Annotated in this window: 11 protein-coding genes; 1 reads left to right on the top strand and 10 read right to left on the bottom strand. The window is 56.8% G+C overall.

All coding sequences use genetic code 11. The features are described 5' to 3' along the window. Nucleotides 1–17 precede the first annotated feature (17 nt). The 6 genes from DFT_RS26720 to DFT_RS08640 all read right to left on the bottom strand — a co-directional run bounded on the left by DFT_RS26720 (nt 18) and on the right by DFT_RS08640 (nt 7134). The gene (locus tag DFT_RS26720; protein ID WP_235506196.1) at nt 18–179 is read right to left on the bottom strand and encodes a DUF3306 domain-containing protein; all 162 of its coding nucleotides are present in this window, start codon (nt 177–179) and stop codon (nt 18–20) included. Between the two features lie 248 nt (nt 180–427). Continuing rightward, a complete protein-coding gene (locus DFT_RS08655; RefSeq protein ID WP_054030809.1) occupies nt 428–1462 on the bottom strand; it encodes an NAD(P)H-dependent glycerol-3-phosphate dehydrogenase in 1035 nt (344 codons plus the stop codon). Between the two features lie 95 nt (nt 1463–1557). Continuing rightward, nucleotides 1558–4005, bottom strand: coding sequence for a DNA gyrase subunit A (gene gyrA, locus DFT_RS08650; protein ID WP_054030808.1), 2448 nt, complete (start codon nt 4003–4005; stop codon nt 1558–1560). A 108-nt stretch (nt 4006–4113) separates the two neighbouring features. Beyond that, the gene (locus DFT_RS08645) at nt 4114–5196 is read right to left on the bottom strand and encodes an AI-2E family transporter (RefSeq protein ID WP_054030807.1); all 1083 of its coding nucleotides are present in this window, start codon (nt 5194–5196) and stop codon (nt 4114–4116) included. Between the two features lie 282 nt (nt 5197–5478). Beyond that, on the bottom strand, nt 5479–5634 hold the full coding sequence (locus DFT_RS26480) for a hypothetical protein (RefSeq protein WP_200907045.1): 156 nt from the start codon (nt 5632–5634) through the stop codon (nt 5479–5481). A gap of 213 nt (nt 5635–5847) precedes the next feature. Beyond that, nucleotides 5848–7134 (bottom strand): thiolase family protein, encoded by a 1287-nt coding sequence (locus tag DFT_RS08640; protein ID WP_054030806.1) that lies wholly within the window; start codon nt 7132–7134, stop codon nt 5848–5850. A 616-nt stretch (nt 7135–7750) separates the two neighbouring features. Here DFT_RS08640 and DFT_RS08635 point away from each other — a divergent pair. Continuing rightward, nucleotides 7751–8539 (top strand): NRDE family protein, encoded by a 789-nt coding sequence (locus DFT_RS08635; RefSeq protein WP_054030805.1) that lies wholly within the window; start codon nt 7751–7753, stop codon nt 8537–8539. Between the two features lie 185 nt (nt 8540–8724). Here the strand turns inward: DFT_RS08635 and speB are convergent, their stop codons facing one another. The 4 genes from speB to DFT_RS08615 all read right to left on the bottom strand — a co-directional run bounded on the left by speB (nt 8725) and on the right by DFT_RS08615 (nt 12741). Next, complete coding sequence (gene speB, locus DFT_RS08630) at nt 8725–9606, bottom strand: agmatinase (RefSeq protein ID WP_054030804.1); 882 nt, start codon at nt 9604–9606, stop codon at nt 8725–8727. After that, a complete protein-coding gene (locus tag DFT_RS08625) occupies nt 9603–10664 on the bottom strand; it encodes a deoxyhypusine synthase family protein (RefSeq protein WP_054030803.1) in 1062 nt (353 codons plus the stop codon). Before DFT_RS08625 ends, speB begins: the two co-directional genes overlap by 4 nt. Before the next feature lie 80 nt (nt 10665–10744). After that, the gene (locus tag DFT_RS08620; protein WP_235506195.1) at nt 10745–11302 is read right to left on the bottom strand and encodes a pyruvoyl-dependent arginine decarboxylase; all 558 of its coding nucleotides are present in this window, start codon (nt 11300–11302) and stop codon (nt 10745–10747) included. Between the two features lie 167 nt (nt 11303–11469). Beyond that, on the bottom strand, nt 11470–12741 hold the full coding sequence (locus tag DFT_RS08615; RefSeq protein ID WP_054030801.1) for an OmpA family protein: 1272 nt from the start codon (nt 12739–12741) through the stop codon (nt 11470–11472). Nucleotides 12742–12899: the final 158 nt, after the last annotated feature.

The raw sequence follows: 12899 nt of genomic DNA, 5'->3' as shown, positions 1-12899 counted from the left end.
CTTGATGAGGATGGTCGTCAACCATCGTTCGTTTCTGAAGCGGGGTTCTTTTCATCCGATTGTTTCTGGCGATGAATACTCTTCTTTTGAGACCACCGTTGAAAAAACCCCATGACGCCGCCCCGGTAGGCGCGATCGATCATCTCCTCGCGAACGGTCAGCCCCTGTTTTTTCCCCATCGCTGCTCTCAAACAACGAGTCTTGTGCACGCATTGCAGACAAGTCACCGGGGTCACCCGCAATCCGTCCGATCGGAGCGGAAAGACGATGTTCAAGTCTCCGAAACAGGTTGGCGTGTCGTTCGATTTTTCCCCAGATGTGGGTTCAGGCATTTCAGCTGAGAATTTTCCAGATAGCGTCATGGCATCGCTCCATCGCGCCCGGCGTCGTGCTCACGATTATTTGAACGCACCCGATCACAAGCAATCTATCCTTCTTCGAGCTCGTTTTTCAAATCCCGGGTCATCAATTGATAGACCGCGTCTTTTGGGGAAAGGCCCTCGTAAATAATATGGTACACGGCATGACAGATCGGCATTTCAACTTTTTCCCGCCTTGACAGGTTGTAAACGGACTTTGCCGTTTTGACCCCTTCTGCGACCATGCGCATATCTTCCAATGCCTGTTCCAGGCTCATGCCCTGGCCGATCTTTTTCCCCACGGTGTGATTCCGGCTTAAATCTCCCGTGCACGTCAACACGAGATCACCAAGACCGGCCGAACCGCTGAACGTCCCTGGGTTGGCCCCCATGGCATGCCCGAGCCTCCTGATTTCGGCAAGCCCTCGCGTAATCAAAGCGGCCCGCGTGTTGAGCCCCAGACCGAGGCCATCGACCATGCCTGCGGCAATGGCGATGACATTCTTCACGGCACCGCCCAACTCGACTCCAATCACGTCGTCGCTGGTGTATACCCTGAAAAAAGGGGTCGCAAAAAGATGCTGGACAAACTCGGCCCGCGCCAAATCGCGGCCCGCCACCGTCACGACGGTCGGGACACCTTTGGCGACTTCAACAGCAAAGCTGGGGCCGGATATCGCCAGTATGCGATCGGCATCCAACCCGATTAACGCGTCCTGGATGACCGAAGACATGGTCATGAGGGTATCGTTTTCGATTCCCTTGCTGGCCGACACCAGAATGGTATCCGTCGAAAGACGATCACCGATCTGTTGCATCACATGACGCATCACGTGGGATGGGACCACCACCAGGACCAGATCTTTATGACCCACCACGTGTAACAAATCGTTTGAAGGTCGCAAATTGTTTGAAAGGGTAATGCCGGGCAAGAAGATGCTGTTCTCATGCTTCTCTTCGATCTGCCGACACAGATCCGGCTCGAAAAGCCACCAATCCACAAGGTAGCCCTTTCCGGCCAGCAAATTGGCCAGTGCCGTCCCCCAACTGCCACCGCCGACCACGCCGACACGAACTCTGGATGTCTCTTGCCAAGTATTCATCAATCAACCTGTTGTTGCATCTATTGAGCGGGTTGTGTTTTCCGTGATTCCCGTATGTATCGAGATTTGGTTCGTCCAGTCGAATCAGGGCGAGTTCAATCCGTGCCCGTCTCCTCCTCTTCCTCTTTTTCCGCCAGTCCCGCGGCGCTGACCACCCGTTCCCCAGGTTCCATGCCGATCAATCGCACGCCCTGCGTATTGCGGCTGATCACGGAAACATTACTCACCGGAATCCGGATAATCTTACCGCGATCGGTTACCATCATGATATCCTCATCGTCTTTAACCACCAGGATACCGACCACCTTACCGTTACGCTCATTGGTTTTGATGGTGATGACCCCCTTGCCGCCGCGCTTGTGGACCGGGTATTCGTCGATGGAGGTGCGCTTGCCGTATCCGTTTTCGGTTACGGCAAAGAGGGTCTGGCCATAGAGCACCACCTCCATTCCCACGATCCAATCGCCCGGGTCCAGACGCATACCGTGCACGCCCCTCGATAGCCGGCCGCTGGGCCGGATATCGGACTCGTGGAAACGAATCGATTTACCCATGGCCGATCCGAGAAAGACATTCCGGGTGCCATCGGTGATGCGCACTGCGATCAATTCATCCCCCTCGGCCAGGCCCAATGCGATGATACCGCCGGTCCTGGGGCGTGAAAAGGCCATTAAATCGGTCTTTTTCACTGTTCCGGCCTTGGTGGCCATGAGCACATAGTGGCCCGGCTCGAAAGCGGGTACCGCCAGAACCGTCGTCATGTGCTCCCCCTCTTCGAAATTGAGCAGGTTGACGATGGCCTTGCCCCGGCTCGTCCGGCCGGCTTGGGGGATATCGTAGACTTTACACCAGTATACTTTTCCACGGTTGGTGAAGAAAAGAAAATAGTGGTGGGTGGAAGCGATGAACAGATGGGATACGAAATCCTCGTCCTTCGTTCCCATACCGGTCTTGCCTTTGCCGCCGCGGCGCTGGGACTGGTAGAGCGTTATCGGGTTGCGCTTGATGTATCCCGAGCTGGAGATGGTCACCACCATATCCTCCTCGGCGATCATATCCTCAAGGCTCAGCTCCCGGGTACTTTCCACGATCTCGGTGCGGCGGGCGTCTCCGAATTGCTCCTTGAGGGCGACCAGTTCATCCTTGATCAGGTTGTAAACCAACTGCTCGCTGGCCAGTATCTCCTTGAACCAGGCGATATCTTTCAAAACGGTATTGTACTCCTCAACGATTTTGTCGCGCTCGAGCCCGGTCAGCCGCTGCAACCGCATGTCCAATATCGCCTGGGCTTGAATGGCCGAGAGTCCAAACGTCTGGATCAGGCGCTCCTTGGCCTCGCCCGGGTTGGCCGATTGGCGGATCAATTGCACGACCGTATCCAGGTTTTCAAGGGCGATTTTAAGCCCTTCCAATATGTGGGCGCGTTCTTCGGCCTTTTTCAAATCAAATTGGGTGCGACGGATGATCACCTCTTTGCGGTGACTCACAAAATTGGCGATCATCTCTTTGAGGCTCAAAATTTCCGGACGCTGCCGGACGACGGCCAGGAAGATGATCCCGAAACTGTTCTCCATCTGTGTGTGTTTGAACAGTTGATTGATCACCACTTCCGAGACGCTTCCCTTTTTCAATCCGATGGCGATACGCATGCCCCGACGATCGGATTCATCCCGGACATAACTGATGCCCTCGAGATGCTTGTCCTTGACCAATTCGGCGATCTTGGTAATCAGCCGCGCCTTGTTGACCTGATAAGGGATCTCACTGACCGCGATGGTCTCCTGGCCGGCGCGGTCTTTTTCAACCTGCATCCTGGCGCGGATTCGAATAATGCCGCGGCCGGTACGGTAAGCTTCCTTGATCCCTGCCGTACCGTAAATGATCCCGCCAGTGGGGAAATCGGGTCCCGGCAGATAGTGCATCAGCTCATCGCAGGTCAATTCCGGCTGGTTGATCAGCGCGATGGTCGCATCGACCACCTCCGAAAGATTGTGTGGTGGAATATTGGTGGCCATTCCCACGGCGATACCCGCCGACCCATTGACCATGAGTGCCGGCAGCTTGGAAGGTAAAACTGTCGGCTCAAGCAACGATTCATCGTAATTGGGGCTAAAATCGACGGTTTCTTTGTCCAAATCTTCCAACATCTCGTGGGCCAGGCGCGTCATGCGGACTTCGGTATAGCGCATGGCGGCAGGTGAATCGCCGTCGATGGAGCCGAAGTTACCCTGCCCGTCCACCAGGGTGTAGCGCATGGAAAAATCCTGGGCCATGCGTACGATGGTATCGTAGACCGCCGTGTCGCCATGGGGATGATATTTACCGATCACATCACCAACGATACGCGCGGATTTTTTGTAAGGTTTATTGTAGTCGTTTTTCAGCTCGCGCATGGCGAAGAGCACGCGTCGATGGACCGGCTTGAGTCCGTCACGCACGTCCGGCAACGCCCGGCCGATGATCACGCTCATGGCATAATCGAGATAAGACTTTTTCATCTCCTTCTCGATACTCACCACAGGCTGGGTATCCGATGTCGTCATAGTTTCCCTTTCCGAATCTCAGCAACGGCAACATGCCGTTGTAAATGCCTTATCGCTTGCATACAGGCCCCTATAAAGCCGATCAACAGGCTACCGGGAACGCTGCCCCTAAAGATCTTCTCTCTCCACAAAACGCTTGTAACTGACCCGGTAAATATCGGCCATGGTCAAAAAAGCGGTCACCACCAAAGGCCCGTATATGATGCCGAGAATACCGAACAATTTGAGGCCGCCGATAATGGCGAAGAAAATCAACAGGGGATGGATCTTGGCCTGCTTGCCGACAATCTTTGGCTTGAAGATATATTCGGTCCCACCCGAGAGGACTACATAAAACACGAGAAAAAAGATGCCCGCCGCGACATGCGCCTTGACGAAGAGATAAATCGCCGTCGGAATAAACACCGCGCCGATACCGACAATCGGAAGAAATGCCAGCAGGCCCATAATGACACCCCATAGAAAAGCCGACTGAAAGCCGAAAACCCAGAACACCAATCCGCCCAGGATCCCCTGGATCAATCCGCCTAACCCGTTACCGATCAAAACGGCAGAGGCCATCTCCTTGAACTTGTTGATCAGCATGTGTTCCTGGTCTGCCGGCAACGGAGAAAGTTCGATCAGATAATTGATCAGCCGCTCCCCATCTAACAACAAGAAATAGATCACCATCAGTATCATCAGGAAGTTGACCAGGAACGCCAGGGTATTGGAGGCAACGGCCCTGGCCTGCTCATACAGAAACAAGCCCACGAACTTACCGATTTCTGAGACGGCATTCTTGATTTCTTCGCCGGTGATCGTGTAATTGAAGTTGGCGAGGAATGCATTGACTCTGTCCAGGATGTGCGAATCGCGCAGGAGTGCGTTGACCTGCTCGCTGAGCACCGCGCTTCTTGCCATTTGATAAAGACCGAAAGCCTGCTGGGTCAGGCTGCCCACAAAAAAGACGATGGGCACAAAGAGAATCACAAAAACCAGCGAACAGGTGAGAAAGGCGGACATCGGTGCCCCGATTTTCGGGTGCCGCTGAATGGCGTTGTAAAGCGGATAGCAGATGCCGCTGACCACTGCCCCAAGCACCAAGATCGGGAAAAAAGGCTTCAATAGCCAACCGAGTGTAAAAATGGTCCCGATGAAACAGGCCAGGAAGAACCATAAAATGGGATTTCGGGCATTTAAATCACCCATGGTGCCTCCCCTGATCGAGACGGGCCAAACGGCGTATGGCACCCGACAGTCATCTGGAGTCGTCCGGTTTTACTACCTGAAGCGCACATCCAGGCCGATTGCGAAAGTGCGCTGAATACTGGGGGATGTTTATTCACATCTGCGACGGGCGTCGGCGGTTGCAAACCCCTCTACAATACGGGTGCTCACACCGTGCAGGCGCTCGGGACGGGCCTTGCCCACGATTCTGTGGGCCAGTTAGACGGACTCCCTCACTATTTCTGGACGAAACGGCCGGGATTTTCAGCGACTGACCAATGCACCGGCGGTAACAATAAGCAGCGCTTCGTAAATCCACATGGGGGTCAAGCTGCCAAAAATCGCATAGACAATGCCACCGCCGATGATGGCCGGAACACCACAAAAAACCAAGATTGCCAACCGTCTACTGATATCCATGGTTTGTTTCCCACTCGTATGTTTAACGATTCAATTCTCGCATGATGACGGACCGTTCATGTCCGATCGGTCCGCTTGCCCACCGCTTTCCGTCACACGATCAAGAAAATGGTGAGCAAACGGAAAAACCACACCATATGGTTACCACCAACCGAACCGACCACGATGAATGGTACTCGTGCTTTATCAGTAACTGTCTTAAATGTAAAGCGTTTATCGCTCGATAACCATGGCCATACCCATACCGCCGCCAATGCACATGGTGATCAGGCCGGTCTGGTATCCTTTGCGTCGCATCTGGTTCATACCGCTGACCATCTGACGCGCACCGGTGGCGCCGATGGGATGCCCCAGGGAAATTCCCGACCCCAACTCGTTGGGCTTGTCCATGGCGATGCCCAGCTCCCGCATGCAGCCGATGGCCTGGGATGCGAAGGCCTCGTTCAATTCGATCATGTCCATGTCCGCGATGGTCATTTTCGCCGCTGCCAATGCCTTGCGCACCGCCGGCACCGGCCCCAGCCCCATATATGCGGGATCGAGCCCGCCCGAAGCGAACGACTTGATGCTGACAATGGGTTCCAGCCCCATGGCCGTCGCTTTTTCGGCGCTCATCAACACCACGGCCGCCGCACCATCGTTGATACCGGAAGCATTGCCCGCCGTAACCGTCCCATCCTTTTTGAACGCCGGCCGCAGCTTGGCCATCTTCTCCATACTAGTTTCCATGGGACGCTCGTCGGTATCTATCACGATATCACCTTTGCGGCCCTTGATCGTCATCGGTACGATCTCCTCGGCGAAGATTCCGTTCTTGATGGCGGCCATGGCCCGTTGGTGGCTCAACAGACCAAGTTCATCCTGTTCCTGGCGGCTGATCTGGTACAAGGCCGCAATGTTCTCGGCCGTCATGCCCATGTGGTAGCCGTAGAAAATCTCGTAAAGACCATCAAAAACCATGAGATCGTAAATCTCACCGGTTCCGGTGAGCTCCATGCGATGGCCCCAGCGCGCCTTGGGCAGGGCCATGGGTGCCCGGCTCATGTTCTCCTGTCCACCGGCGACCACCACATCGGCCTGACCGGTCATAATGGCCTGTGCGCCCAATCCAATGGCCTTCAAGCCCGATCCGCACACCTTGTTGATGGAAAACGCCGGGGTCTCCTTGGGAAAGCCGGCTCTGACCATGGCCTGGCGGGCCGGGTTCTGTCCCTGACCGGCTTGCAGCACATTTCCCATGATCACTTCGTCGACCGCCACCGGTTGGGCATCCGCATCCCATGGGCCGGCAGCCGTTTCGATCTCGATCAAGCCCTGGCCTTTCAACTTATCCGCAGCGACCTCCCTCATCCGGTCGTCGGCGACCGGTTTGAGTCCAGCCCTTTTCATGGCCTCTCGCATGACCAATGCGCCCATCTCTACCACCGACACATCCTTGAAACCACCGCCGAAAGCTCCCACCGCAGTTCGTGCCCCGCTTACGATCACAACCTTGTGCATGATGATCCCCCTTGAGTTGATGGACACTCGTTAGTGCCCATCCACAAATGTCCAATTGGCCCGATATCGGCGTTGCGCAAAAAATTTAATCCTCGGAATATCAGCCATATGCCTGCGGTTGAATTTTTCGCGCGCCTTGATCTCGACCCAATTTGCCTATTTGTGGACAGACACTATTTAGTGCCTATTTTTTTTAAACAAGCCGTTCGCTGATGCAAAGACGCTTTTATATCATAGCCTTCGGCGTTTATAAACACTCAATCGGCCTTGTCAGCGATTCTAACTGAACGCGATTAATTAAACCCGGCGTGGGTGGAACAGGTGGCCGATGCCACACGCCAAGCAGTCAAGTGCCGGTAAAATGCACGGCGGGCGGCCCAGAAACTCGCTGCGCTCAAACAGTCTGGGCCCCTTGTCCGCCGTTTGCATTAAACCGGCACTAAGACCGCAGGCGTATGTGGCCCTGGCCACCTGCTCCACCCACGCCTGCCGTGTGCGTTGCGATGCGTATTTTTTATCAAAAAGCTTTTGGAAAGCATGTCTTTCAAGCTGAATCACATACAGTCAGGATTAGTGATGCTTTACACTTTAAACTTTACACTTTAAACTCGTTCACATGTGCCTGATCGCATTCGCCTATACTGTTCATCCCGCCTATCGCCTGGTGTTGGCGGCCAACCGGGACGAATTCTACGACCGGCCCACCGCTCCCCTCGGCCACTGGCAGGACCACACCGAAATCCTGGCCGGCAGGGATCTGCAGCAGCAGGGCACCTGGATGGGCGTCAATGCCAGGGGATGCATCGCGGCCATCACCAACTACCGCGACCCGAAAAATATAAAACCCGGGGCACCCTCAAGGGGCCATCTGGTTTCCGATTATCTGCTGGGCGATATGCCGCCGACGCAATACCTGCAATCCATTCAGGCCGCCGCGGATAAATACAACGGGTTCAACCTGATCGTCGGCGACCCCGACGGCCTGTTCTATTTCTCCAATTATGACCAAACCATCAGGAAAGTCGAAGCCGGTGTCCATGGTCTGAGCAACCACCTGTTCGACAGCCCCTGGCCCAAGGTGCAACGGTCCAAAAGCAAACTTCAGGAAGTGCTGAATAGTGGCGGCAAATTTTCCGAAGAAAAGATATGGCGTCTATTGCAGGATCAGACCCCTGCACCGGACCACCACCTGCCTGACACCGGCATCGACTTCGCCTGGGAGCGTATGCTCAGCCCGGTCTTTATCACCAGCCCGACCTACGGCACCCGGTCTTCATCGCTGCTCACCGTGGACCATCAGGGCCGCTTTCGCTTCAGCGAAATCACCTGGCAGCCGGGTCAACCCAAGCCCACTGAGGCGTTTCGGCGCAGCTTTGCCTTCCACATCCCGATGAAAGGTCCTTGAAACACCGGGGGTCATCCGGTTTTCCATGCTTTGGATCCGCCATTCCAAAGCCCCTGATCGCCCGGCGACGGATCGCCCGAGCACAGACCGACCATAGAGGAAGCTCAAGCTATAGACCCAGGTATAAAATAGTTCGACGCGTTCTTTCGATTTTCCGACTTTCAAAAAAGAGGAGTTATGTCTCTTCAGGCGGGCGGGATCGACGCGGCGAATCTGTAGCCGATCATCTTGTGGATCAGCTTGGCCACGGCGTAGGGCGAGTTGGCATCATGGGGCCGGTAGGAGAGCTCGACCACATCGCAGCCGACCACATGCTTGGTATGAAAAATCATCTTGAGCAGATCGAGGGCCTCGTACCAGCCCATTCCCCCCGGCTCGGGCGTGCCGGTGCTGGCAATCACATTCCAGTCGAACACATCCACATCCACCGTCACAAACACCTTTTCGGGAAGGGCCGCCAGAGCAGCCGGCAGATCAAAAAGACCCTGCCGCAATTGGCGCATGGTCGCCACTGCCAGTTTTTCCCGCCGAATCAGGCGCGCCTCCTCGACGTCCATACTGCGAATTCCCAACTGCAAGGTATGCGGCGTCATCTCGCGCGCGCGGGCCATCACGCAGGCGTGACTCAGCGGGCTGTCGTCGTAAGTCTCCCGCAAATCGGCGTGGGCATCGAACTGGATCACGCCCATATCAGGATACTTCTTGAAGACGCTGCGCATGGGCGCGCTGGAGATGGAATGATCGCCGCCCACGATCACCGGGAACTTTCCCTGGTTCAACAGCTCATCGGTCGTGCGCTCGAGAAGGGCCAGCATATGTCTGGCATCGGCTGGAATGGGCGGTGCGGCGATGGTGGCAATCCCGACCTTGTAAGGCTCGCCGTCCAACTCCTCGTCGTAAAACTCCACCTGCTGAGAGGCTTCCAAAACGGCTTGAGGCGCGTCCCCCGTACCCAGTCCATAGGATACGCCGCCCTCGTAAGGAAAGGGCACCACCACGGCCCGGGCTGCGTCGAAATCACCATACTCCTCAGGCGGTGCGAGAAAAGGCGTGTCATGGGGGGTCATTGAGCCGTCTCCAGACGGGCCACGCGATCGGCTATGTCGTTGCTGATCATCCGGGCGGGCCTGGGAGCGCACGTCTCTATAGCGTAAGCTGCCAGCAGGGGGAAGATAATGCTGTACTCACCCCACACCTGAACCAGGTTGGTCTCGTCGGCGTGCTGGTACTTGCCCCAGGTCACCGCCTCGCCGAACGTGCAGCTCGACAAACTGCCCTCGCGCTCCACTGCCGTCCCGATCTGGATGCCCCGGTCCGCACCTTCGAAGTCGACACCGAGAATCTGACTGATGGTCGGCCCGGTCTGCTGGATGAAATTCTTCGGTCCGCCGCCGCCCAGCTCCAGGAAACCGGTCTTCTCGGAAGTAAACGCGATGGCCGCCGAATGGGAGATATCTTTTTGCGCCGACACGTGAATCGGAAATCCCTCGCGGTCGGTCCGCACCAGGTTCATGGCGATCGAGTGGTTGGAAAGTGAATCCCAGAAAATCGGCACCCCCAATCGCGCCGCCGTCGCGGTAAAGCTTCGCTCCGGGTGCGGAGCCTGTTGATTGACCCAAAGGCCCAGATGGTGATTGAACTCCCAGGAAGAGATGGGTCTTTCGCCCAGCACCGGGTGCTGCTCCTTCACGAACCGCCGGATCACCGCATCCTGGGCTTCCAGGGTCTCTTTCTCGCGGATGCCGATATCATAGATGCGCGTATCGCCGTGGCGGCGCAAAAGATCATCGTCGTAATGGGGATGAATCGATTTAACCGGCAGGTCGAACGCAAAGTGCAAATCATGATACACCTGCGCCCCGGTGGAGCAGATCACATCTACAAAGCCCGCCTCGAGCAGGGAGATGACCATTCCCCCCATGCCACCGGCGATCCCGGCGCCGGCAATTCCCAGCCAGATCGTATCGCCCTGATCGATCATGCGGGCGTACAACCGGGCCGCGCGTCGCACGTTGCGCGCCTCGAAGCAGGTGCGCCCCATGATTTCGATCAGCTCGGCAACGCCCATCCCCTTTTGCAACCGCTGCGGTACGATATCCGGTGCATCCTTGAACAATGACTTCATGACGTCTCTTTCTCGATGAATCCGGGACCCGCTGGGTCAGCTGCCGTGATCCGAAGTAGTTTCACGAAACAGTCGCACGGTTAGACCAGCAGCATAACCGCACAGGCCAGTACCGTCGTCCACAAACCGTCCTTGTGGCCATGGGCCGCCTTGGCGATGCTGCGGCTCACGAACAGGCGATCCTTGCCGGCCACATAGTGCTGCTTGCGCTCGTCCCAGGCCTGATCCGGGTCCAGCTCGATGCCCAGGGTGGACGCCAGCATGGTGGCCGCCAGGTCTTCTGCAAAATCACCGGATTGGCGGGCATTCTGGCCGAAGCCATGATGTTCGGAAATATAACCGTACTGATTTTTATCCTTGGGTTGCGCCAGACCCACTGCTGCTGTGATCAGCCGGCTCGGTTCGTTGGTCGACTCGCGCGCCAGCACTACAAACGTGATCTGCCCGGGCACCAGGCACTTGAGCCCCTCGCTTTTGGATAGAATCTTGCAATCCGGCGGCATGATGCTCGAAATGGTCACCAGGTTGCACTTTTCGATGCCTGCGTCGCGCAGGGCCAGCTCGAAGCTTTGCAATTTGTTGCGATGGTAGCCCACCCCCTTGGTAAAAAACATTCTTTTAGGTACGATTTTTTCCACTTCGCTTTCCTTTCCACGGCGTATTTCAAAGCTTGCAACGGGCGCGACTATAGGCGAAGCGGACTAAGATTTCAACCGTATGATCATAAAAAAACAGTGGGGCGAAGGAGGATCCACCCCACCTGTCATCACACGCTCGTCGTCATGTTTCAATCAGGGCCGATCGGTTAGTACACCGGTTTGAACTCCACCCGCCGGTTTTCGGCGCGGCCCGCGGCCGTGGCATTGGTCGCAACCGGCCGGTCGGGACCGTAGCCCCTGGTCGTCATGCGCTCGGCGGAAATCCCCTTGGAGATCAGATACGCCTTGACCGCATCGGCCCGGCGCTTGGAAAGACCCATGTTGTAGGCATGCGCACCTGAAATGTCCGTGTGGCCCTGGATCTCCACATTCAGGCTGGGCTGATCCTTCATCCCCTGCACGATCTCATCGAGCACCCCGTAGGACGAGGCCTTGAGCACCGCGCTGTTGTTATCGAACTGGATCCCCTTGAAAATCCAGGTCCCGGCCGCCGTCACGATCGCGCTCTTGGTCGCCGTGGGCACCGGACAACCGTACTGATCGACCTTCACACCCGCACCCGTGTTCGGGCAGCGATCCAGGTAGTCGTACACCCCGTCGCCATCGGTATCCTTCGGACACCCCTGGCTGTCCACAGCCACGTTGCGCGGCGTTCCCGGGCAGCGGTCGCTCGCATCCGGCACCCCGTCCCCGTCGCTGTCCTTGACCTCGCCCAGCAACACCTCTTTCACAAAACCGGCCATCTGGCCGCCGGTGGCCACATCGCCCGCCTTGATCGCACGGCCGCAGCCGCTCACCGCAGCCAGCTTGCCCATCAGCGCCGCACCGGCCGGATCGTTGCCCACCAGCACCGTGTAGATGCACAGCCGATCCTTGAACTGCGCCTTCAATCCGTTGGCCACGGCCAGGGGCGCATCGCCCATCTCTTCGCCGTCGCTCACCACCACCAGCGCCACATCGCCCTCAGCTCCCTTGAAATCGGCGCCCACCTGCTGCAGGGCCTTGTACATGGGACTCGGGCCGCCCGCCTTGGCCGCCCGCTTCAGACCGGAAGCCACCCCGTCACGTGAATAATCGGCCGGTCCGAACAGCGCCATGGTAGAGGCCGGCGACACACCGGGATCGTGACCAAAGGACCGCACCAGCGTCTGGACCTTCAAGTCCGGCATGCCCTGATTGAAATTGGCCACCACGCTGCGCGCCAGAGCGAATTTCTCCACCCCGTTGTACCCTTCCAGCATGGACGACGATCCATCCAGCACAAACGCCAGGTGCTCCACCTTCTGCGTCCACATCCCCTTTTGAATCGGCTCCGGGGTAAATTGCGGCGGCGGCGACAACGCCTGGGTCGCACATCCCGCCACGGCCACCGCCAGCACCATTGCCAACACCATCCATCCCCATCCTCTTTCCTGCATAAACCGCTCCTTTCTTTTGCGCCTTCAATTTAAATACATACACCCTATTCAATCGCCGACGAACACGACCGATCCACGACACACCGTGTTTCGGACGGAAAACCGACGCATCTCCCTTCAATTCAGAAAGAACCGGATGGCGCCCGTGGTATCGTTGT

The sequence above is a fragment of the Desulfatitalea tepidiphila genome (genome assembly GCF_001293685.1).
GTDB lineage: Bacteria > Desulfobacterota > Desulfobacteria > Desulfobacterales > Desulfosarcinaceae > Desulfatitalea > Desulfatitalea tepidiphila.
This window is presented reverse-complemented; position numbering and strand designations above follow the sequence as displayed.